Source organism: Nocardia sp. NBC_01503 (genome assembly GCF_036327755.1).
In the GTDB taxonomy this organism is placed as follows: Bacteria; Actinomycetota; Actinomycetes; order Mycobacteriales; family Mycobacteriaceae; genus Nocardia.
In genome coordinates, this window is sequence record NZ_CP109596.1 from 6599987 (window position 1) to 6622548 (window position 22562).

Consider the following 22562-nt stretch of genomic DNA (forward strand, 5'->3'; position numbering starts at 1 on the left):
CTCGAGGAGTCGGTACAGCAGCGGCAGGCCTGCCGCGAGTCGATCCCGTTCATCGGCGGTCAGGCGGTCCGCGATCAGGATAGTGATATCCCACCGAATTCATCGGATCCTGTTCCCATCCATGGGAGATCGGCCATGCCGATGTGGGTGGCTAAGGTGGCCACGACATGCTGCTGTAATGGGGTGAGCCACATGACTGAATTGATCGAGCAGGTCGAAAACCTGGCACGAGAGTTCGCGGCGCGCGGCGCAACTGCGGGAACGTTGGAGATGCACCACAATGCGGTGAGCGGCTACGGCGCACGAGCGCACGGCTCGATCGGCACGCTGATGCTGCCACGAAAGTGGCCGGATACCGCGGCCATCTCGGCGGCGGTGCGCGCTGAGCTAGGCGTGGACAAGGACGCGGACGACCTGGTGCAGATGCGGCTGCGCGTGCGGGGCGACAGCTACGAGTTCCAGTACCGCTGCCAGTCACAGCATTACGAGAACGAGCTGGGGTGGGATTTCACCCGACAGGTGATCCGCGACCCAACTTATCGGTACCCCGGCCATGCGGTTCCATCGCCGGTCGCCGACGAGAACCCCGACGGCCGCCCCACTGATCCGGAGTTGGTCGCGACCGTGGCCGATCTGGTCCGCGAGTACGTGGAGCTGCGCAGTCGGCAAGACGGCCACGCGCCGCAGCTGGGTGCCGGAATTACCGAAGCCGAGATCGCCGCGGCCGAGTCGCGGATTGGTTTCCGGCTACCAGAGGAGCTGCGCGCGCTGTATCGGGTGGTGGGCTACGACGATGACGACCGAGGCCTGCTGGCGTTCACCGCGCTTCAGCCTTTGGCAATCATCGCCGCCACCCATCTCAATGACGACATCGAGGTGGCCGATCACTACGGCGCCGGCACTGTCGGCGCCTGGAGGGACTCGTTATTCGCCGACTTCGGTCGCACCGTGCTCGAGTCCTGGCCCCACGGCGTGGTGCGCCGAATCTCGCGCAGTCCGAAGTGGGTGATCATCGGCTCCAGCGACCGCGACGTGACCGCCGTCGACCTCGACCCCGGTCCGATCGGAGTGTCGGGGCAGGTAATCGAATTCGAACCCGACGGGTTGGGCGCCGCTGTTCGGCGGGACGACTCGGTTCTCGCAATGCTGCGGCGGACAGTCGAATCCCTGCGAGTGGGCGAGTCGGCGTTCGAGTATTACAACGCCGAAATCGCCGACCATCCGAATATGCACGCGTATCTGCGCGGTGCCGGCGAATCGGTCGCGGAGCTTGCCGGCGCGATCGCCGTACAGAGTCTCACAGTCGACGGCCGTGATTCGTTCGATGCCGCGGAACTGGCGGCCCTGCCCCTGCTGAGGCAGCTGGAGGTCCGCGTTGCCGAATCGGTGCGGCTGTCCGTGCCGCATACGGTTCCGCTGGAACAGCTGCGCCTTACCGCGCCACGCATCGATCTGCATCCGCTGGCGGGCCACCCGGCCCTGTGGGACCTCTCCCTTTCCGGAACGACCGAGCCGGTGCGGATCAGTCCATTGGCCACACTGCCGGCGCTGCAACGCCTGGACATCTCGGAGATCGAGGTCTCCGATCTCGAGACGGTCGCCACGCTGCCGGCCTTGCGGGTGCTGGTAGCCACCATGCGGCAATGGCGGCTGCTGCGTGACCGGGACGCGGTACCTGCCGGACTGGCTGCCGCGCAGCTGGTAGGCGACGCCGCCTTCGGCGACGAGATCGCTTGGGCCGCAGATTTGGGCGTCGACCCTGGCACTGCTTCACTGCCGATCATGCGCGGCACACTCTGACCGATCGGGGCCACGCCCCCGACTCCGCCCGCCCCCGGCAGCGCCTCATCACGCACAGCAAGGAGTTCAGCCTTGGGCTGAGGCAGCCGGGGTGCCCGCCGCCAGGTCGCTCAACACCGTGAGTAGCGGGCGATCCGGGTCCAGGGTGAGCTGGTGCTCGCGGGCGACGCCGTCCAGGACGCTCCAGGCGTAACCTGCTACGGCGGTGACCAGTTGGGTGCGGGTCAGCGCCGGATGGGGATCACGGGTCCAGCGGTTCACGGTCGATTCGGTCATCGTCACGATGGCGAAGGTCATGGTGTCGATGGCGGGTTCGTCCGCGACACCGACCACCCCGGCCAGCCCGGAGACCAATTGCCTTGCCCGGCTGGCGATTTCGGCCTGGAGCCCGACCATGGCCGAGATATTGGCGGGATCGCCGACCCCGGGTCCGCGCCGCACGAACTCATCGCGTCGCGGATGTTCGGCGATCCAGTCGACCACCGCGCCGACCGCGCGCACCAGGATCACCCGGATCGAACCCGCGCCGATATCGAGTGCGGCGTCGACGGTGGCGGCGAACTCGGCACAAATGGCGGAGCGCACCTGCCGATCCAAATCATCGCGCCCGGAGAACTGCCGGTACACCACGGATTTGGCGAGCCCGGCCCGTTCGGCGATCTGCTGCATCGGCGCCTCGACCCCGGGTGCGTTCTCATCGAGCAGTTCGATGGCGGCGGCGATAATGCGTTCACGGCGCTCGTCATTGTGCGGAACCCAGCGCGCCTGGCGACCGCCGAGAGCGGGCGCTGCGGAGTCGGCACTGGACACCTCGTCGAGTCTAGGGCACCGGATGAGTTGCGCCGATGCGGAACACCGGCCAGCACACCTCGGTCCGCCAGCGGGCGGTGTCGAGGGTGTCGCGCTGACCGATCAGGTAGTACTCGCGAATCGGACCGTCGACAGCGAGGGCATGGCGGGTGACGAAATCGGCGAGCGCACCATAGGCGCGATCCACCTCGGCAGGTGGCCCGGCATGCTCGATGATCGCCAACTCCGCGGCGGGCACCTCGGCGGGGGCGACTCGGCCCATGGCTTTCAGCTTGCCGTTGCACGGAATGAAAATGGTGACCTCACCGCGATGTTCGGTGAACAGGTCGTCGCTGAATATGCCACCCGCCGGACCGGCCGCCGGGAGTTGCTGTGCGATCAGCGTCGCCGAGATCTCACCCAGCGCCCCCTGTAACCAGGCGACCGAATTCTCCGCGTCCACAATCTCGGTGATGACCGCGGCGGGTGTCGCCGGTACCGCGCGCAATTCGATCGCGGGCATCTTCTCGACGCTGCCGGGTACGAGCAGATTCCGCAGCGAGGTGACCGCGCGCTGTGTGCGCTTCAATTCATCCTCGAGCCGGGCCAGATGCGAGGTGATGTGTTCATTGCGTGCGGCGAGATCGGGTGCGCTGAGCACCGCCTGAATCTCCTCCAGGGGCATATCCAGATCCCGGAATCGTCGAATGACCTGTGCGATCGGAATCTGCTCGGCCGTGTACTGCCGATATCCGGTGTCCGGGTCCACTCCCGCGGGCTCCAGCAAACCGATCCGCTGATAGTGCCGCAGCGACTTGACGGTCATATGGGTGGCGCGTGAGAAATCCCCGATCGACAACATGCCCACCATTGTGCTGTCTCCCTTTGGAGGAGAGTCTGCCCTCGCCTCGGCTGTTGACCTTCCCGCGGTGGTAGCGCCGAGTCTGGTGGCAGCGGCCGAGGAGGCCGCCCGACCGGAAAAAGGACTCACCCCCAATGCCTTTCATCGAATCGCACGATTTCCGCGCCGAGCTGCCCTCCATAGATCTGCCGACGCTCATCATCCACGGCGATACCGACGCATCGGTCACGGCGGAGATGTCGGCGCGGGTACTGGCGTCACTGCTCCCCAACAGCACACTGGCGATCCACGAAAACGCGCCGCACGGCCTGTATTTGACCCATGGCGCGCGACTCACCGCGGATCTGCTGGATTTCGTCGCGAAGAATGCGGAAGACTGACCGCGGTTGATGGGAAGGCTGGTCGAGTATTTCTTTCCCTTCCCCTTCAAGATATATCGCACCCCGGGGCTTGCGGCAAGCCCCGGGGGACGGTGCAGAATCTCCAGCCGAAGTCAGTACCTGCGGATATCTGAGTCGAATGGGGGTTTTCATGATCGATGTGAGCATTGTGGGCGGCGGTCCCACCGGACTGTGGCTGGCGAGTGAATTGCGGTTGCAGGGAGTCCAGGCGCTCGTGCTGGAGAAGGATGCCGAGCCGACCGAAATCGTGCGGTCGCTGGGTATGCACGCGCGCACCATCGAGGTGATGGATCAGCGCGGACTGCTGGAACGCTTTCTCGAGCTCGGGCGGAAGTTTCCGCTGGGCGGGTTCTTCGCGGGTATTGCCAAACCGCAGCCGGAGCGGCTGGACACCTCGCACCCGTATGTACTGAGCATCCATCAGCCCGTCACCGAACGACTGCTGACCGAGCACGCGCTGGAAGTCGGCGTCGAGATCCGGCGCGGCACCGAGGTGGTCGGCGTGAGTCAGGACGAGCAGGGCGTGACCGTCGCGCTGGCCGATGGCACCGAGCTGCGCTCGCGCTATCTGGTCGGCTGCGACGGCGGCCGCAGCAGCGTGCGCAGACTGCTCGATATCGGCTTCCCCGGCGAAGCCAGCCGATCGAACTACCTGCTCGCCGAGGTGGAGCTGACCGCCGATCCGGAGACCATCACCGCGGTGATGACCGAGATCCGCAAGACCCAATTGTTCTTCGGCGCAGGGCCCGTCGGCGATGGCAGGTATCGCGTGGTGGTCCCCGCCGCCGAAGTAGCCGAGGACCGTACCACCCCGCCCACGCTCGACGAGTTGAAGCAACAACTGGTGGCGACCGCGGGCACCGACTTCGGGGTGCACTCGCCGCGCTGGCTCTCACGCTTCGGTGACGGCACCCGCCTGGCCGATCAATTCCGGGTCGGCCGGGTGCTGTTGGCCGGCGATGCCGCGCATGTACACCCGCCCATGGGCGGACAGGGGCTGAATCTCGGTATCCAGGACGCGTTCAACCTGGGCTGGAAGCTGGCCGCCGAGGTCAACGGCTGGGCCCCGGAGACTCTGCTGGACACCTACCAGGACGAACGGCGACCCGTTGCCGCCGATGTTCTGGACAACACCCGCGCGCAGAAGGTGTTGATGTCCGCCGATCCGGACTCGCTCGCCGTGCGCCGCCTGGTCTCCGAGCTGATGGACTTCGACGAGGTGACCCGCTTCCTCACCGAGAAGATCACCGCCCTGTCCATCCGCTACGACTTCGGTGCGGGCCACCCGCTGCTCGGAAAACGGTTGCGGGACATCACCCTGAAGCACGGCCGCCTCTACGAGCTCATGCACTCCGGCCGTGGACTGCTGCTCGACCAGACCGGCCGGCTCTCGGTGGCGGGCTGGGCGGACCGCGTCGACCATGTGATCGACCTCAGTGAGGAGCTGGACGCCCCCGCGGTACTGCTGCGGCCCGACGGGCATGTGGTCTGGGTCGGTGAAGATCAGCGGGACCTGCTCGATCACCTGCCCAGCTGGTTCGGCGCAGCCGTCGAAACGAATTGAGGCCGAACGACTTTCGGTATCAGGATGGACGGCTGACCTCATAGGTGCCCTGGCGGGTCGTCACCCGGACCGACACGTCCTTGTTCTCGCCGCCGACAAGCAGGGAACAGTCGTATATCGCGCCCGGCCGGGACGTCATCATGTCCGGGCAGTGCACATTCTCGACATCGGTGATCCCGTAGCTGCTGCGCAGCATCGTCCCGATCGAAGCCTCCACGGCCGCCGAATCGAGCTTCGGTTCATGTGATACCGAGGTCGGCGCCGCGGAGGGCTGTGCCTGCGATTGTGGTTGCGCGACCGCGGGTTTCGCGTGGGCGGCGCCGCCGTCGGTGGCGCGGACGAGGACGACGATGAGCATGAGACCGGAAATGGCGATCGCGCACACGGAGGCGATGACCAGCAGCATGTTCGACGGATGGCGCGACGATGGCATTGAGTGACTCACGACCACGATCCTTCCGGTGCGCGGGTACCGGCGGGACAAGGTCACGCAGATCAGTCCGATTCGCGTAGTTCGCTACTCGATACACGCAGGTGGGACGGGACGACGCTGGTGGTCGGAGCAACCACAGGAGCAGTGATCGTCATGAGCTACAGCAAGCTACTCGCCATAGCCGCCAGACTGCATCCACAGATCTGGGAAGTCATCGCACCGTACGGCCCGGCGCGGCAGGCGCGGCTCACCGCCTCGGAGCAGGTGGGCCGCGCCGCCGGTCAGCTCCCGCCCGGCCTGGACTTCCTGGCGGGGGTGGCCGAGCTCGCGCACGGCGATGTCCGGACCGCCCTCGCCCTGACCACCGCGGTGAACTCGACCCCGGCCGCGGCGGTCGACTACATCGCCGGAATCACCCGCGATTGGCAGGAGTGCGGCACCCGCTGGCCGCGCTGGCCCTGGCCGGGCCCGTTCCCGGGCGCGGGTTCGGATGACAGATACGGGCCCTACCCCCTGCCGTGGGACGTGGCCACCATCAAGGTGATCGTGGCGGTCGTATTCGCCTCCGCCGCAGCCCGACTCGGCGCTTACGAGCACTCGCCGGCCGGAACCGCCGAGTACGTCGAGCTCGGGCGCGCCCTCGCGGAGTCCGCCGACAAACTCGCCGGTACCGCGGTGACCGTCGAAGCGAATCAGGCCGCCTAATCCCAATGCCGCGCAGTTAGGCCGACCTGTCTGCGGTCAACTCGGGTGTTTTCGCAGGTTGATGGTGATGGTGACGGTGGGATAATTGGTGCGGTCGATGGCGCCTTTGGCGCGGTGTTTGGAGATCGCTCGCTTGACGACGCGGGGGCTTTGGCGTGGTCGGCGTGCGGGCAGGAGGTCGGCCAAGACCGTGCGGCCGATCCGTCCGACCAGGTCGACGGCGGTGTCGGCGATGACCGCGGCGGCAGCCACGACCTGGTCGCGGGCGGTATTGAGTGCAATGGAGAAGCTGGCTTGCAGGGGTATGGCCTGCGGGTGTGTGGCGTCGGCGATGGCGATGCGCAGCGCTTGGTAAGTGCTCAGCAGGGCATAGACCTCCTGGTCGATCCCGGCGGGTGTGCGGGCGCGCAGTACCCGGCCGCCGAGCATGGTCGATTTCAGTTCCGCGTAGGTGGTTTCGATCTCCCAGCGCTGGTGATAGAGCCGCACCAGCTCCATCGCCGGGTAGCGGTGATGGTCGGTCAAGGTGGTGAGCAACCGGTAGCGTTCGCGGCGGGGTGGTCCGCCTTTCGGGGTGAGCGCGATGTCGGCGTCGATTACCCGCAGAACTACCGGACCCTTCACCGCGAGCCACGACCCGTCGGGCAGCCGCTCGATCAACGGCATCACACGGTTGGTCTTGTCACGGATCAGCAGGTCGGCTTTGGTTTGCGCGATCTGTCCGATCAGCGCGGCGCTGGCGAAGTTGCGGTCCGCCAGCAACAACATCCGCTCGTGCAGGCATCGGAAAAGCTTTGGGGCATAGGCGATCTCGGAGACACCCGAGGTGCCGAACACGACGTCGATGACGGTGCGGGTGCCACACGCCACCACCGCGAGCAGTCGCAGCATCGGATACCCCGAGTCGCCGTTGCCGCCGCCCTGACGGGCGAAGGTACCCGCGTTGGCGGCGGAGTCGGACACGAACATGGTGGTGCCGTCGACCGCACAGACCAACAGGCCGCGCCATCGGGCCGCGCCGGCAGCGGGACCGGCGAGCAGCCCGAACAACTCCCGCAACGGTGCGGCACCGACTCGGCGGCGGGCCTGGGCCAAGGCCGAGGAACCGGGGCGGGCCACGAGGATTTCGTCCAGGCCCGCGACCATCCGGGCCCATACCTGGGTGTAGCCGAGCTCGGTGAACAACGCCCCGGCCAACAGCAGATACACCACCACCCGCGAGGGTAGATCCCGCACCCGCGTCTGTCTCGCTCGCCCCGATTCCACTGCGGCGTCGACCATTTCGAATGGCACGATCTGGGTCAACTCCCCCAGATGACCCGGCGCGAACACCCCCGCCGCTACCACCGACACATGTTTGATGACAGACTGAACAGACAGCGGAACTCCCGGTGGACGGTTTGTCTTGGAGGACAAAACCTCTCTACCAGTAGTTCCGCTGTCTCGTTTCACAACATGTCAAGTCCCGCAACGACACTCGCTTGACAGGCATCCCCAACCGCTAACTGCGCGGCATTGCGCCTAATCCTCGACGCGCAGGGCTTGGCGGATGGTGAGGCGGCCCTGGGTTTGCATGAGGGAGCGGCGGTAGAGCTTCTCGGCGATCACCACGATGCCGTAGGTGGCGGCGGCGGTGACCGCCAGGGCGATGCAGGGCTCCCACCATTCGGCGGTGCCGTCGGCCAGGCGGCCGGGCATGGCGACAATGCTGACTATCGGTACGTACGAGGCGATTACGCGACCGGTGCCGGTGAGGAAGATGCCCGCGAACAGCACCAGCATGATGCACATCGACAGCGGGGTCGAGGTGGATTGCAGGTCCTCGTTCCGGGTGGCGAGCGCGCCCGCGACCGCCCAGAGGCTGGCCAGCGCCAGAAAGCTGATGACGAAGAAGATGATGAACCAGCCCGCGGCGCCGGCGATCTGGGTGACCTGATCGCCCTTGCCGATGGCGGCCAGGCCGATCAGGCCCGCACCGCCGAACAGGATCAGCTGACCGAAGGCCATGACGGTATTGCCGACCACCTTGCCGATCAGCAACTGGCGCAACGGGATCGCGCTGGCCAGGATTTCGACAATGCGGTTCTGCTTCTCCTCGACCACGCTCTGCGCTATCGCCATGCCGAACAGGATGGAGGACAGGTAGAACAGGAAGGCGAAGACGATCGTCACCACCTTCGCCAGCGCCGGATCGACGGCCGCCTTGTCGATGAGGTCGTAGCTGACCGCACTGCCACGCGAGAGCTGCTCGATGGAGGTTCCGGCCGCAACGGCATTGCGCTGCAACGTGATCTGCCGTACTGCGGCGGTCAGATAGGTCGCGGCGTCGTCATTCTCGGCGGACTTGCCGATCAACCGCCAGCCATTCGCATCGGGCAGCAGGCCGACGGTGACGGTCTCATCCCTGACCTGCTGTTCGAGCGTGCCGGCGTCCGCGACCTGGTGCGCGGTGAAGGTGACATTCTTCTTCGCGCTGTCGGCCAGCGCGGTGGCGGCGGTGACGATCGGTGCGGCGTCCTCGCCGACAATGCCGACGTCGACGGTTGTGGCGCGGCTGCCCATGAACGCGCTGATCGACAGCGAGGCCACGATCACCACGACGGTCAGAATCGTGGAGACCAGGAAGTTGCGGTCGCGCAGCTTCACCGCGATCTCCCGGGCGGCGACAATCCGCCACACTCCCGAGGGCGCGGAATCGACTGCGGACGGGGTGGTTTCGCGGGTCATGCGGTCACCTCTCGATAGATCTCCGACACCGACGGCCGCACTTCGGCCAATTCGCGCACCGAACCGTGCGCCAGCGCGGCGGTGAGCAACTCATCGGTGCTGGCGCCGGTCAATTCCAGGAGAACGCCGGAGCCGTTGCGCTCCAGCACACGCACGCCCGCGAATCCGCCGAGCCAGCCGGTATCGCCGGTGAACCCGAGCCGATAGCGGGCCGGACCGGTGCTGCGCAGCTCCGCGGCCGCGCCCTGCGCCACCACCCGGCCCTTGGCCAGAATCACCAGGTGATCGCAGAGCCGCTCGACCAGATCGAGCTGATGGGAGGAGAACAGCACCGGAACGCCCTGCGCCGCATACTCACCCAACAGCTCGGCCATGGAGTCGATGGCGACCGGGTCCAGACCGGAGAACGGCTCGTCCAGAATCAATGCGGTCGGATGGGTGATGACCGCGGCCGCGATCTGCACGCGCTGCTGATTTCCCAGTGACAGCGATTCCAGCTTGTCCTTACCGCGATCGCCGAGTTGGAACCGCTCGAGCAGCTCCTGCGCCTGCTGTTTGGCCTCGGCGGCGGGCAGCCCGCGCAGTCGCGCCAGATAGATCAGCTGATCGAGCACCGGCTGTTTCGGATACAGTCCGCGCTCCTCGGGCATGTACCCGAAGGACCGCCGATCCGCGGCGGTCACCGGATGCCCCTGCCAGTGGACCTCGCCGCCGTGGGTGGCCAAGACGCCCATGATCATTCGCATGGTGGTGGTCTTACCCGCGCCATTGCCGCCGACGAATCCGGTCAGCGCGCCCGGCTGGACGGTGAACGAGACATCATCGACGGCGACGTTGTCGCCGAATCGGCGCACCAGATGCGCGACTTCCAGCATGAATTCTCCCCTGTACTCCTCGGCCGACTGGTCGGTCTTCCCTGCGGTGCCTGCGGCGAGACTAGCGGCGCGCGCCCGCCGGTTCCGCGTCGACGAGCTGGACGCGCCGGGCCAGATCCGAGACGAACACCCGCTCCGGGTCGGCCGCATCACGCACCCGCTGCCACTCCGCGAGACGCGGATACATCGCGCGCACCATCTCCGGGGTGGTCCGCGAATCCTTCGCGAAGTACAGTCGCCCGCCCGCCGCGAGCACCCGCTCATCCAACTCCGCACAAAGCCGATCCAGGCCGGGCGCGATCGGAAAGTCCAGGCTGAGCATGAACCCGGGATGCGGCCAGGACAGGGGCGCGGGATTACCCGGCCCCATCCGCTTGAACACATTCAGGAACGAAGGATGCCCGGAGTGCGCGATGGCACGCACCGCATCCGCGAGCTGATCCTGCGCCCCGAACGGCATCGACAACTGATACTGCAGAAAGCCCCGCCGCCCATAGGCGCGATTCCATTCACCGAGCAGATCGAGGGGATGATAGAACTGCGTCAGATTCTGAATCCGCCCGCGCGCCCGCTGCGGATACACCCGATAGGCCACCTCGGCGAGAATCCGTGCCGTCACCTTGTTGACCATCCCGTTCGGGAAGATATCGGGCACGGTGAACAGCTGCGGCGCATCGAACTTCAGCGGGTTCCCGCGCAGTTTCACCGGCAGCTCATCGATCTTGGCGAGCGAACCGCGACTGAACGCCGCGCGCCCGAGCTTGGCTCCGGTGCTGATGGTGTCCGGCACCGACATCGAATAGTCGTAGCCGTCATCGGATCCGCCGGTCAGCAATTCCATGGTCTCGTCGAGCGAATCGGTGCGGTCATTGTCGACGATGAAGTACGCGGTCTCGGTGTGCTTCATACGAACTCGCGCCCGCACCACGATGCCGGTCAAACCCATTCCGCCGACGGTGGCCCAGAACAGGTCCGCGTCCGCGCCCTCCGGCGTGAGGGTTCGAATCGAGCCATCCGCCATGAGCAGCTCCATTGACCGCACATGATTGCCGAAGCTGCCGTGCGAATGATGGTTCTTGCCATGGATATCGGAGGCGATCGCCCCGCCGACCGTCACCTGCCGCGTCCCCGGCAGCACCGGCACCCACAATCCGTGCGGGAGCACCGCGCGCATGAGTGCGTCCAGGCTGACCCCGGCGTCCACATCGACAATGCCGCTGTCCGGATCGACGCTGTGAATCCGATCGAAACCGGTCATATCGACGACCAGGCCGCCGCCGTTCTGCGCCGGATCGCCGTAGCTGCGCCCCAGCCCGCGCGCGATCACCCCGCGCGGCCCGGCCTCCCGGACCGCCTTCGCCACCCGATCGATATCGCCGGTTGAAAGCACCTGCGCCACAGTCGAAGCCGTCCGGCTCCAACCGCTCAACGCCCGGCGATCGATAACAGAGTCCCCTGCACTGATATTCACACCGACACGGTAGCGGCGGATTCGGGACCGTGCCGCCGCCTGGCGTGCGACCTGGGATCGGGCGGCGAGGTCAGTTCTCGGTGCGGGACAAGGTGATTACCGGGATTTCCCAGGAGACCTTGGCCTGGAAGTCGGCGAGGAACGGGAAAGGTTCGAGCACGCGGGTCCAGAGCCGCTGCCGCTCCGCACCATTGGTGACCTCGGCTCGTACGGGCCAGGTGTCGGTGCCGACCTCGATGACGGCATCGGGATGCGCGAGCAGGTTGTAGTACCAACCGGGCCGATTGGGCCGGCCTCCATTGGCGGCGAAGACGACGAGATTGTCACCGTCACGGTGGAATCCCAGCGGCCAGGTGCGCGGCTCACCGGTATGTGCGCCGGTGGTGGTCAGCAGGAGTAGTTCGTGGCCCTCGAACTGCCCACCCACTGTGCCGCCATTGGCGCGGAACTCCTCGATGACGTCCTGATTCATCTGCTGACGTACAACATCGGTCATGCGCGATATCAACTGCGCGCGGGGACGGGATATTTCGACGACAGCCCGTTCAGCGGGGCGGACTATCGTGGCGGTATAGCCGCCCAGTGATACTCCGCCGTTTTCAGGACCGCGCGATCCAGGAGGATGCCGTGTGCCGCCTATTCGGTTTGTCAGCTGCGCCGCAGCGGGTGAAGGCCACATTCTGGCTGTTGAACGCCCCCGACAGTCTGCAGCGGCAGAGTCATCGGGAGCCCGACGGGGTCGGGCTCGGGACTTTCAGCGCGGCGGGGGAGCCGCTGGTGGAGAAGCAGCCGATCGCGGCCTACGAGGATGCCGATTTCGCCCGCGAGGCGCGGGAATGCGAATCGACGACCTTTGTCGCGCATGTGCGATACGCCTCCACCGGCGGGCTGCTGCCGCAGAACACGCACCCCTTCGAACAGCACAATCGGCTCTTCGCGCACAACGGCGTCCTGCACGGGTTGCGCGAATTGGAGACCGAGCTGGGCGAATACCGCGATCTGGTCCGCGGCGATACCGATTCCGAGCGGTTCTTCGCCCTCATCACCCAGCGCACGGATCGGCACGGGGGAGATGTGGGCGCGGGTATCGCCGACGCCGTTCGATGGATCGCGGACAATCTGCCCGTCTACGCGTTGAACCTGATCCTGACCACCGCGACCGAACTGTGGGCGCTGCGCTATCCGGGGACCCACGAACTCTTCGTGCTCGAGCGTGCGCCGGGCGGCCCGGATGGTGGACGCCTGGAACATCGTGGCCGCGGTGGGATCCGCGCCGCCAGCGGGCAACTCACCGATTGTCCGGCGGTCGTGATCGCCACCGAGCGCATGGACTCGGATCCGGCCTGGCGGGCACTGGCCTGCGGTGAGCTCCTGCACGTCGACGACGAACTGCGGGTGAAGTCCAGAATCGTCGTGAAAGACGCACCCCACCAATTGCTTTCGCTCGCCGATCTGGATCCGACCGCGGCAGCCTCACAGACGGCGCATTAGCGGCCCGCGTCCGGAGTGTCGCCACGCGCGGCACTTCCCAACGGCGGCGCGGCTTCTCATGATGGAGGAGAGCCGACATTTCCGGCGGATTCGCTCATCTCATTCGTGGTGCCACAGGGAGGTTTCAGATGGTGACGATCATCGGGGGCGGGATCGCCGGATCGGCGCTGGCGGGCGCATTGGCACGCGGCGGGACCGAGGTGGCGTTGTTCGAGGAGCGGGAGGCCGGGCCGGGTGGTGGTGCGTTCCTGTTCATCGATGATCGCGGACATCATGCGCTGGCGAGCCTCGGCGTGGATCAGGCGGCGGTGGAGGCCGGATCGTATGCGGTCACCGGCGGGCTGGGATACGCGAACAACCTCGGGCGCGGCGGACGGGTCAATAGTCGCGGGCATCGGTTCTGGATGCGGCGCAACCTGATGGGAATCCTGAACGACTTCGTCGCCGAGTCGGGGGCCAAGACCACCTACGGTGAACCGATTACCGGCGTGACCGTCGATGACGGCGGATGCACCCTGCACCAGGGTGATTCGACCGCGCGAGTGGAGGATCTGCTGGTGGGCGCGGACGGGATCGACTCGGTGGTACGGGAGGGCCTGGAACCCGAGCGGCGGCCGGTGTATGCGGGCGATGTGGTGCTCTACGGGATGACCGGCGGGCCGGTCACGCTGCCGAGCGATCCGGCGACACTGCACTTCTTCGCCGAAATCGATTCCGATGGAACATCTCTGAGCACCCTCGGGCATATCTGGCGGCCAGGCGATGACGCGGCGCTGTGGTTCGTGCGCATCCCGCGTCCGCCCCTGGAGGCGGACAGCGAGGATCTCGGATTGCGGCCCATCGACGAATGGGCAGCGGCGATTCGCGCCGCGACGCCATCGAATCGGCCGCTCATCGATACGTTCCTCGAGACCACCGAGGCCGTTCACGTGAGCAATGCGCGCAATGTTCCCCTCGAAGGCGCCGCGGAACCCGGTGATTCGGTGCTGCTGGTCGGGGACGCCGACCATGCCATCACCCCGGCCGCCGGAGTCGGCGCGCGCGATGCGCTCGAAGATGTGCACGCGGTCTACGAGGCGCTGATCTCGGGCGTTTCCCCCGGCGACGCCATGGCACGCCGTCGCCGGAAGATCAATGCGGACCGCGAACTCGTCCGCAGCCGGAACGCTCGCTGATCGTCAGTGCGCGGGCGCGGTCAGGTCGAAGACCGCGAGATTGCCGACGTGTTGTTCGGTGTAGTGCGCCATGACCCAGTCCAGGATCTCCTTGTGCCCGGCCGGTCGCCAGCTGCCGGGCTCCGAATTCGGTTGCGGTGCGGGCGCGTTGGCACCGGCGGGCTTTTTATCGGTCCGCCAGGAATCGGGCAGCTTCACCTCGGGGACGATGTAGTAGGTGATCCGGTGGTCGTGCACATACTGCTGGAATCGTGGCAGGGTCGGCACCGGATCCTCCGAGGTGAAGCCGCCGATGGCCATAACCGCGGTGCGACTGGCCAATTCGAGCCCGGCCGCCGGTCCGGAGCGGTCGATGGCCGCGGACCATTCGGTATCGGTGGCCTTAAGCATGGCGAGCAGCTGCGGATCGACCTCACCGGTTCCCATCATCATGCTCATCTGACGGCGGAAAGCGCCGAGCGCGCCGAGGTCCTTGGGCGGCGCCGGGGGACCGACGGTCGGGCCGCCGCCGGTATGGGACTGCGGCAGGGTGGCGGCGGTGTAGGCGACCGAACCGGCCAGGCCCGCGAGAGTGCCCGCCACCAGCAGTAGCGCCGCGATGCGGTCGCCGCCGCGGACGCGCTCGGCAGGCGGCAGCGCCGCCAGTATCAAGCCGAGCGCGGCGGCGATTGTCACCGCCAGGATCGTCCAGCGCAGCCACGGCTGCCAGCCGGAATTGCGCTGCAATAGCACGAAGGCCCAGCCACCCATGCCGAGAATCAGTGCGGCACCGCCGATTCGGCCGAACCTGTCCGCTCTGCGCCGCCACAGTTCGTGCACGCCCAGGGCGAGCACACCGGCGATCGCGGGTGCGACGGCCAGGGTGTAGTAGGCGTGCATGCCGCCCTTCATGCCGGAGAAGGCGATGCCGTCGATAACCAGCCACAGTCCGAAGACCAGTGCCGCACCGCGCACCAGATCGGTGCGTGGCAGTCGGCCGCGGGCGATCAGGACGAGTACGAAGGCGAGCAATGCGGCGGGCAACAGCCAGGAGATCTCGAAACCGATCTCTCCGGTGAACATGCGATCGCGGCCGGAGCCGAAGCCGCCACCGAAGCGCTGCTCGATACCGTGCGGAATCTCGTAGCCCTCGGGCAATTCGAACGGACTGCGGCCGCCCATATGGTTGTGGCCGAGGTACCGGGCGAATCCGTTGTAGCCCAGCACCAGATCCATGAAGGTGTTGTCCTTGGAACCGGCGAGATACGGCCGCGAGTCCTGCGGCCACAGCATGGTCAGCAGCACATACCAACCCGAGGAGATGATGAGCGCGCCCGCCGCGGCGAACAGATGCGTGAACCGACTCCGCAGGGTGGTCGGCGCGACCACCAGGTACGCCAGCCCGAGCGCGGGCAGCACCATCAAACCCTCGAGCATCTTGGCCAGGAAGGCGAAGCCGAGCGCGACTCCGGCCAGCATCAGCCACCGCATACTCGCCTTCGGCAGCGCGCGGATCGTGCAATAGGCGGCCGCGGTCATGAGCAGCACCATGACCGCATCGGGATTGTTGAACCGGAACATCAGGGCCACCACGGGTGTGACGGCCAGCGTCAGGCCCGCCAGCAATCCGGCGCCGCGACTCGCGGTCATCCGGGTGACCGCGCCGTACATGAGCGCGACCGCCCCGACCGCCATAAGTGCCTGCGGTGCAAGCATGCTCGCACTGCTGAAACCGAAGAGCTGCCCCGACAGCGCCATCACCCACTGCGAGACCGGTGGCTTGTCGACGGTGATGAAGTTGCCCGGATCCAGTGAGCCGAACAGCAGCGCCTGCCAATTGGACGAGCCCGACCAGACCGCGGCGGCGTAGAAACCATTGCCCATGCCATTGACGGTGATATTCCACAGGTAGGCGACGGCCGTCCCCAGCAGGAGTACCCCTAATCCGAGTCGTTCCCAGCTGCGGGCGGGCGTTAGTTCGGTGGTCGCGGCGTCGGCGGGCGGAGACGATACGGGTGGCGCGGCCTCGGCGGTAGTGGCGGTCACCGCCGGGAGTCTCGCGGGTGACGCGGTGAGAACGCTGGCTCCGAGCTGGGAGAACGCTGCGAATTCCATTCTGCGGCCTGATTCTTCGAGCGGGAACGCGGCGGCGAGATCGGGCGTTGGGCCGGTGATTCGTCAAGGGATATCTGCTCAATGGAGTCGAGGACGGTGTCGACGACAGCGGCGCGGAGTCCTCCTGGGAGACCAGAACCGACCTCGTCGACTTCATGGCCGACAAGAACGTCAATACGGTGACCGTCCTCGATGGCCGCTACACGTACTACCTCGGTGTCCCCGCCACCTAATCACTACGTTGCCGGTGGTCAGCATGCGTGGCCGTATTGGCAGGAAGAACTGCATCGGGCCTGGCCGGGTATCGAACGCTCGCTGACCGTCGGCGACCAGGCGTGGGATCAGTTCCAGTTGTCGATCTTCACATCGTGCGGATCCGGTGCGCCCGTACCGGTTTCGACCAGCGACTTCAAGCTCATCAGGAATATGGCCCACTTGGTGCTGCAGTGATACATGAACTCCACGGGCTCCTTCCAGCCCAGATGCTTGAAGAGGATGACGGTGTAGTCGTCGGCCTGCTGGAGCGACCAGTCCACGTGGGTGCCGACCCATTCCTCGGGGCCTTCGACGACCTCCCATAGGACACGGCTACCCGGATCCAGTTCGAGCACCTTCATATCGAATCCGCCCGCGACGAAACTGAATTTCACAACGCCGCCGATGTCATTGGCCTTGCCGGCGGTGTTGTTCGCCCACCAGCCCGAGAGCCCTTCGGTGCTGGTCAGCGCCGAATAGACCTCGGCCGCAGGAGCTTTGATCGCCACGCGGTGCAGGATGTCTACCATTTCGAATCTTCCTTCAGTGTGATTGCTGGTTCGATGAATTCACTGCTGTTCGGCGCGCTGTTCCCTGGTGCGCTGGATTACCTCGGCCAGGCGCTTGATACGGCGCAGCCTGGCATCCCATTCGGAGCCCACCGCCGCCAATTGCGCAACGGCGCGGGCCAATTGGGCCTCATCCACCCGATACCTGCGCTCGCGTCCGGCGGGGGTGGCGTGCACCAGGCCGACGCGATCGAGCACGCCGAGATGTTTGGCGATGGCCTGCCGGGTGAGGGGTAGTCGCTCACTGAGGCTGGTGGCCGTGCCATCGCCATCGGCAAGCAGTAGGTCGAGCATGCGACGACGGGTCGGGTCGCCGATGGCGGACCACAGATCGTCGTCGACCACGGTGGTCATAGCGTGGACACCAACCTCGAGATGTAGTCGCCGAGACGGGGGATGAAGGTGTTCCACCCGGTGACGTGCTCCTGGTACTGCTCCTCCAGCTTGGCCACCTCCCAACCCATTTCGCGGAAACCGGTCTCGACCATGCGGATTCTGGTGCCGCCGCCCGCAGGCGTGAGTTCGAAGGTGACGAGCATGGAATTGACCGAATCGTCGACCTTGCCGTCCGGATAGCACCAACGGAACGAGAACAACCTGGGCGGATCCACGGCCACCACCCGCATCGCGAGCACATCCACGCGGTCACCCCAGACGAATTCGCCCACCGCTCCGGGCCGCACCTCGAACGAGGCATCATCGGTCCACCACTCGGAGATGTGCTCGGGACTGCTGACCACTTCGAACACCACCTCGGGCGGTGCGTCCACGTGGATCTCCCGTTCGATACTGCCGAATTCGAGACTCGCCATAACCCACCTCCATGTGCAACGTTTGGTTGCACATGACGTTAGTCGACGAACCGGAGACGCGCAACCATCGGTTGCTAAACGGTGGCGATGAGAATCTGCTCCGAACTGGAGGGGCACAATCCGTCCGTACGGCCGGAGAAGTAGTGCTCGGCAAGCTCGTCGGCCGAGACATGCCAGGCGGCCGCGAACCCGGAATCCAGTGCGAGCGAGACGATCTCATCGGGGGAGTAGAAGCTGATGAAGGCATTTCCGGCGGCGCGGGCCATCCGCTCGGTATTGGCGCGCCCCGGTTGCTCCACCTCTTCCACCAGCTTCAACGGCAGTGTGAAGGTGGTCGCGAAGGTCGAGCCGGGCGCGAGCTCGGCGGCCTGCCGGAAGGTATCGGCATTCGCCTCGGCGGTGAGATACATGGTGACTCCGAGCGAGGCCACCACCGCCGGCCGGGTCGGATCGAATCCGTACGCCACCAGCCGATCCCACCAGGACTGCGTCTCGAAATCGACCGGCACCAGCGTGAGATGTTCGGGCACCCCGTAGCCGAGTTCGATCAGACGACGCCGCTTCCACTCCTGCGGCCCGGTCTGATCGACCTCGAAAATCCGCATCCGCGAAGCGATCTCGGGTCGGCGCTGCGCGAAGGTATCGATCCCCGCACCGAGCAGCACGTATTGATCGACCCCCAGTTCGGCCTGCTCGCGCACCAGATCGTCGGTGAGCCGCGCTCGTGCCACAATGGTCGCCCGAATCCGCGCCATCACCTCGGGATTCATATCCGGCCGCTGCCGCCAGGTATCCGCGGGCGCGGCCAACTCCAGACCGATCACATCCTCGAGCACATGCGGCAGCGGATCGACCTCGACATGCAGTGCCCGCCAGAGCGCGACGCGCAGTGCGGTGTCCTCGGGGGCGACGGTATTCAGCATTCCCCGATCCTGCCCCATGATCGTTACTCGAACATGCTCGGCGGCAACGGAACTCAGTCCGGAAGGATCGGTACCGACAATCCCTCGCCGCGTCCGAGCAGTGCGGCCCGGGTCACGGTGCCCGCACCGAAGCGATCCCGCAGGGCGTCCAGGGTCGAGTCCAGGGTGGACTCGGCGCGATGCTCGAGCGGCAGTGACAACTGCATGGAGTCGGCGTCGTCGAGATTGGTCAGCGCCAGCCCGACCAGCGTCAAACCGCGTTCGTGAATCAGCGGCAGCGCCGCGGCCAGCAGTGCGCGCGCGGCCCGCAGGATGGCCGCACCGCTATCGGTTGCCTCGGGCAGGGTGTAGGAGCGAGTGGCGCGCCCGAAGTCGTCGAATCGCAAGCGCAACACCACGGTTCGACACACCCGCCGCGCCGCGCGCAATCGATGCCCCAGCCGGTCCGCCAACCCCAGCAGATAGGCCTCGATCTCGGCATCGGTGCGCACCCTGCGCCCCAGCGCCCGCTGTGCTCCGATGGACCGTCGCCGTTTACCGGTCTCCACGCGCCGCGGATCCCGAGCCCACGACAGGGCATGCAAATGCCGCCCGGCGGCGGGCCCGAGCACCCCCGCGAGCGGACCCTCACCCATCTGTGCCAACTGCCCCACCCGCGTGATCCCGCGCTCGCGCAGCTCCCGCGCCGTCACCTCGCCCACGCCCCACAATCGCTCCACCGGCAGCGGATGCAGAAACTCCAACTCCCCATCCGGCGGAACCTCCAGCAGCCCATCGGGTTTGGACACCGCACTGGCCACCTTCGCCAGGAACTTGGTCCGCGCCACCCCCACCGAAATCGGCAACCCCGCCTCCCGTCGCACCCGTTCCCGCAACCTCCGCGCGATATCCACCGGCGATCCGGCGATCCGCCACAACCCACTCACATCCAGAAACGCCTCATCGATGGAGATCCCCTCCACCTCCGGGGTCGTATCCCGAAAGATCTCGAACACGACTTTGCTTGCCGCCGCATAAGCCGACATCCGGGGCGGCACCACAATCGCATTCGGGCACAGTCGAAGCGCCTGCCTGGAATTCATCGGCGTCCGTACCCCGAACGCCTTCGCCTCATAACTGGCCGCGAGCACCACCCCCGACCCCACCAGCACCGGCCGCCCCCGCAGCCGAGGATCATCCCGCTGCTCCACCGAGGCATAGAAAGAGTCCAGGTCGGCATGCAGAATCGCCGCCCGCTCGGGACGTCCTCCACCACTCCGCTCAGCACCGGACACGAACATATGTTCGCATACTCAACGGTCTTATGGCCCGAGCCACTTTCACCCGGCGCTTCACCGGATTGGTGGGCGAACCGCCGCTCACCTACCTGACTCGCTGGCGCATGATCACCGCGGCCCGCCTGCTACGCCGCGACCGCGCCCCGCTCGCCACCGTCGCCAGGCAGGTCGGTTACACCTCGGAATTCGCCTTCGCCAAGGCGTTCAAACGTGAATATGGGATCGCGCCGGGTATCTATCGGCGAGAACGCAGTGGCGTCCCCCTGGCGGCGATGGTTCGGCACGAGCTCGACGGCCACGATCCCGATGGTTGCTAGACCATAACTGAATTGTCGGGGTCGACTCGGAGCGGCTGTGGAGGATTGGGCGTATGCCGCCATCGAAGCCCTCGACAATGGCGATGTCCCAGGCGGATTCATTCGCAGCGTCGTCGAACGCGTCACCCCGTCCATCCTCATCGGCCGCCGCGAGGGCCTGGCGGAGGTCACGATCTCGAAGCCCGGCACGTCGAGGAGACCGCCCGGGTACTCATGCAGCGCTCCATCATCATTTCCGAGCGCGTCGCGGCGGGGGAGTGCGCGATCGCCTGCGTCACCTGTCAACTCGCGGACGGTCGCGTGAAACTGCATCGAAGTATCGGCAATATCGGCGAAATCGCCTGACCTGGAACGCGATTCCCCACTCGGTCATCCGTCGGCCGGTTCGATGCGCGGATCCGCGTACACCTGGACATGTTCGAACCCGGCGGTGGTCAGGCGGGTGGCCACGGCATCGCTCACGCGGAGCGCGAACAGTCCGGCTTCCGGATCGACCGGGACGAGACCGAATTCCATATCGACCTCGTCCGCGGTGAGCCGCAGGGTTTCGAGCGCATCGGTCAATGTCGCGTGTGCCGATAGTCGGATGGTGAGCAGCGGCATGACTCCACGCTACGCGCGTACAGCGACCTTCCGGAGCTCGGCGAGCACGGCCGCTGTATCCAGTACGCCGAACCCGTAGTCGTAATCGAAGGGGGTCGATCCGCGCCGGATCGCGGTGCGGCGCAGGATATCCCGCAGTTGCGCCGGAGAGACCACGGTGGCGGGCCACTGCGAGCGGATTGCCGCCACCACTCCGGCGGCGACCGGTGTCGCCGCCGAGGTTCCGGTATCGGGCGTGCCCGCGCCGAACGCCGTCGACCCGAGGAAATGGGTGTAGGTGCAGACATCGGGCTTGCGATCGGTGAGCCGTCCCGGGCCCTGTGAGGAGTAGCCGACCCGGGTATTCGTGGTGTCGACACCGCCGATGGTCAGCACGCCGCCGAGTGAATTCGCGCCGCCGATCGGCCGATCCTGGTACGCGCACCGGCTATCCGGGCAATCGCGTCCGCAGTTGCCCGCCGCGAACAGGATGTCGGCCCCGGCGGCCTCCAGCGATCCGACGATGACATTGAACGGATGCGACGGATTGTCGGAGTAATTGCCCGGATTGCCGACCGGGAAGTCCCACTGCGGCGAGAACGAACCCCAACTGTTGCTGACCACCAGCGCACGCGAGGCCGCGGGCTGATCGGTGAGCACCGTGCGCAACTGCGCGTACCCCGCGAGCGCATCCGAGAGCAACCCGTCCATCGTGGAGCCACCCCGCCGAGTACTGCGCAGTACCGCGAAGTCCAACAGCGTCGCCTGCGGTGCGGCGATCAGCGCGTCGAAGGCGCACATACTGCCGTGATCGACGGGGAACTGTCCGGGCTTTCCGGTGACACCCGCCGGATTCCAGCCGCGCTGCGCATCGATGGTGATCGAGCCGCCGCGCACCTTCTCCACCAGCGCCGCATTGATCCCGGTGTCCACGATGGCGAGCGCGACGGACTTACCGGTGAGCCCGGCCGCGGCGAATTCGGTTGTGTGCAGCAGGTTTCCGACATCGTTCCAGTTCCCGACCGGGCCGGTGTCGCCGCAGGTGAGTACGCCCTCGATAATCGGATCGGCGAAGACGCCGGTGATCGGCGCGGACTCGGTCAGCCGCGGGACGGCGGTGGTGAGGTCCGCGTCGGCGATCTCACCGCGCACCAGGACCGTGGCATGCTCGGGTGCCAGCGAGTACGGCTCGGGGCTGCCGTGGCGATATCCCGGAACCGCGACCGGAGCATAGGAGTGGTCGATGGCCACATCGGACTGTGCGCCGAGTACCTCGGCGGCGGTGATATGGATAGCGGGATCAGCCACCGCGGCAACCACATCGACTGTCGGACGAACCTGAATCAGCACGCGCATGATCACCATCGTGCCGGTATCGCGCCGAAACTTCTCACAGAACCCTCAGCACGCACCACGAAATCTACCGATTGGTTCTAACTA

At 66.3% G+C, this 22562-nt stretch carries 22 protein-coding genes and 2 pseudogenes; 8 read left to right on the top strand and 16 right to left on the bottom strand.

All coding sequences use genetic code 11. The annotated features are described in order from the left end of the window. The first annotated feature begins 192 nt into the window (after positions 1–192). The gene (locus OHB26_RS30095) at positions 193–1800 is read left to right on the top strand and encodes an SMI1/KNR4 family protein (RefSeq protein WP_330180630.1); all 1608 of its coding nucleotides are present in this window, start codon (positions 193–195) and stop codon (positions 1798–1800) included. A 66-nt stretch (positions 1801–1866) separates the two neighbouring features. On the opposite strand, the gene OHB26_RS30100 is transcribed toward OHB26_RS30095, so the two are convergent. Together OHB26_RS30100 and OHB26_RS30105 are read right to left on the bottom strand one after the other, a co-directional pair. Next, positions 1867–2610: a TetR/AcrR family transcriptional regulator gene (locus OHB26_RS30100; protein WP_330180631.1), complete on the bottom strand. Its 744-nt coding sequence runs from the start codon at positions 2608–2610 to the stop codon at positions 1867–1869. A gap of 10 nt (positions 2611–2620) precedes the next feature. After that, positions 2621–3451 (bottom strand): MerR family transcriptional regulator, encoded by an 831-nt coding sequence (locus OHB26_RS30105; RefSeq protein ID WP_330180632.1) that lies wholly within the window; start codon positions 3449–3451, stop codon positions 2621–2623. Between the two features lie 134 nt (positions 3452–3585). On the opposite strand from OHB26_RS30105, the gene OHB26_RS30110 reads away from it, so the two are divergent. Both OHB26_RS30110 and rox read left to right on the top strand, forming a co-directional pair. Further along, positions 3586–3831 carry an alpha/beta fold hydrolase gene (locus tag OHB26_RS30110; protein WP_330180633.1) on the top strand — a complete coding sequence of 82 codons (246 nt, stop codon included), beginning with the start codon at positions 3586–3588 and terminating at the stop codon, positions 3829–3831. A gap of 151 nt (positions 3832–3982) precedes the next feature. After that, positions 3983–5416, top strand: a complete 1434-nt coding sequence (rox, locus tag OHB26_RS30115; protein WP_330180634.1) for a rifampin monooxygenase — start codon at positions 3983–3985, stop codon at positions 5414–5416. 19 nt (positions 5417–5435) lie between these two features. On the opposite strand, the gene OHB26_RS30120 is transcribed toward rox, so the two are convergent. Beyond that, complete coding sequence (locus OHB26_RS30120) at positions 5436–5822, bottom strand: DUF4333 domain-containing protein (RefSeq protein ID WP_330180635.1); 387 nt, start codon at positions 5820–5822, stop codon at positions 5436–5438. A 180-nt stretch (positions 5823–6002) separates the two neighbouring features. On the opposite strand from OHB26_RS30120, the gene OHB26_RS30125 reads away from it, so the two are divergent. After that, positions 6003–6554, top strand: coding sequence for a hypothetical protein (locus tag OHB26_RS30125; RefSeq protein WP_330180636.1), 552 nt, complete (start codon positions 6003–6005; stop codon positions 6552–6554). A 36-nt stretch (positions 6555–6590) separates the two neighbouring features. Here the strand turns inward: OHB26_RS30125 and OHB26_RS30130 are convergent, their stop codons facing one another. The 5 genes from OHB26_RS30130 to OHB26_RS30150 form a co-directional block, all read right to left on the bottom strand. Continuing rightward, on the bottom strand, positions 6591–7907 hold the full coding sequence (locus tag OHB26_RS30130; protein WP_330180637.1) for an IS4 family transposase: 1317 nt from the start codon (positions 7905–7907) through the stop codon (positions 6591–6593). A gap of 168 nt (positions 7908–8075) precedes the next feature. Next, complete coding sequence (locus OHB26_RS30135) at positions 8076–9281, bottom strand: ABC transporter permease (RefSeq protein WP_330180638.1); 1206 nt, start codon at positions 9279–9281, stop codon at positions 8076–8078. After that, the gene (locus OHB26_RS30140) at positions 9278–10156 is read right to left on the bottom strand and encodes an ABC transporter ATP-binding protein (protein ID WP_330180639.1); all 879 of its coding nucleotides are present in this window, start codon (positions 10154–10156) and stop codon (positions 9278–9280) included. Before OHB26_RS30140 ends, OHB26_RS30135 begins: the two co-directional genes overlap by 4 nt. Before the next feature lie 61 nt (positions 10157–10217). Continuing rightward, positions 10218–11621: an FAD-binding oxidoreductase gene (locus OHB26_RS30145; protein WP_330185826.1), complete on the bottom strand. Its 1404-nt coding sequence runs from the start codon at positions 11619–11621 to the stop codon at positions 10218–10220. A gap of 76 nt (positions 11622–11697) precedes the next feature. Next, positions 11698–12123 carry a nitroreductase family deazaflavin-dependent oxidoreductase gene (locus OHB26_RS30150; RefSeq protein WP_330180640.1) on the bottom strand — a complete coding sequence of 142 codons (426 nt, stop codon included), beginning with the start codon at positions 12121–12123 and terminating at the stop codon, positions 11698–11700. 131 nt (positions 12124–12254) lie between these two features. Between OHB26_RS30150 and OHB26_RS30155 the strand changes: the two genes are divergently transcribed. Both OHB26_RS30155 and OHB26_RS30160 read left to right on the top strand, forming a co-directional pair. Further along, entirely contained in the window at positions 12255–13118 is an 864-nt protein-coding gene (locus OHB26_RS30155) for a class II glutamine amidotransferase (protein ID WP_330180641.1), read from the top strand. Positions 13119–13246: 128 nt separating this feature from the next. Then, positions 13247–14293, top strand: a complete 1047-nt coding sequence (locus OHB26_RS30160; protein ID WP_330180642.1) for an FAD-dependent monooxygenase — start codon at positions 13247–13249, stop codon at positions 14291–14293. Between the two features lie 3 nt (positions 14294–14296). On the opposite strand, the gene OHB26_RS30165 is transcribed toward OHB26_RS30160, so the two are convergent. The 6 genes from OHB26_RS30165 to dinB all read right to left on the bottom strand — a co-directional run bounded on the left by OHB26_RS30165 (position 14297) and on the right by dinB (position 20226). Then, a complete protein-coding gene (locus OHB26_RS30165; protein ID WP_442942746.1) occupies positions 14297–16318 on the bottom strand; it encodes an ArnT family glycosyltransferase in 2022 nt (673 codons plus the stop codon). A 410-nt stretch (positions 16319–16728) separates the two neighbouring features. Further along, positions 16729–17172 carry an SRPBCC family protein gene (locus tag OHB26_RS30170; protein ID WP_330180644.1) on the bottom strand — a complete coding sequence of 148 codons (444 nt, stop codon included), beginning with the start codon at positions 17170–17172 and terminating at the stop codon, positions 16729–16731. Positions 17173–17211: 39 nt separating this feature from the next. Beyond that, positions 17212–17565 (bottom strand): ArsR/SmtB family transcription factor, encoded by a 354-nt coding sequence (locus OHB26_RS30175; RefSeq protein WP_330180645.1) that lies wholly within the window; start codon positions 17563–17565, stop codon positions 17212–17214. Beyond that, on the bottom strand, positions 17562–18023 hold the full coding sequence (locus OHB26_RS30180; protein ID WP_330180646.1) for an SRPBCC family protein: 462 nt from the start codon (positions 18021–18023) through the stop codon (positions 17562–17564). The genes OHB26_RS30175 and OHB26_RS30180 overlap by 4 nt, the downstream gene beginning before the upstream one ends. 74 nt (positions 18024–18097) lie before the next feature. Next, entirely contained in the window at positions 18098–18946 is an 849-nt protein-coding gene (locus OHB26_RS30185) for a class I SAM-dependent methyltransferase (protein WP_330180647.1), read from the bottom strand. A 53-nt stretch (positions 18947–18999) separates the two neighbouring features. Then, entirely contained in the window at positions 19000–20226 is a 1227-nt protein-coding gene (gene dinB, locus OHB26_RS30190; protein ID WP_442942747.1) for a DNA polymerase IV, read from the bottom strand. Positions 20227–20249: 23 nt separating this feature from the next. Here dinB and OHB26_RS30195 point away from each other — a divergent pair. Both OHB26_RS30195 and OHB26_RS30200 read left to right on the top strand, forming a co-directional pair. After that, a pseudogene (locus tag OHB26_RS30195) lies at positions 20250–20540 on the top strand (helix-turn-helix transcriptional regulator); the annotation flags it as partial. 55 nt (positions 20541–20595) lie between these two features. Continuing rightward, positions 20596–20885, top strand: a pseudogene (locus OHB26_RS30200) (carbonic anhydrase); the annotation flags it as partial. Between the two features lie 24 nt (positions 20886–20909). On the opposite strand, the gene OHB26_RS30205 reads toward OHB26_RS30200, so the two are convergent. Together OHB26_RS30205 and OHB26_RS30210 are read right to left on the bottom strand one after the other, a co-directional pair. Continuing rightward, a complete protein-coding gene (locus tag OHB26_RS30205; RefSeq protein WP_330180650.1) occupies positions 20910–21143 on the bottom strand; it encodes a hypothetical protein in 234 nt (77 codons plus the stop codon). A 9-nt stretch (positions 21144–21152) separates the two neighbouring features. Beyond that, a complete protein-coding gene (locus OHB26_RS30210) occupies positions 21153–22478 on the bottom strand; it encodes a S8 family peptidase (RefSeq protein ID WP_330180651.1) in 1326 nt (441 codons plus the stop codon). Positions 22479–22562: the final 84 nt, after the last annotated feature.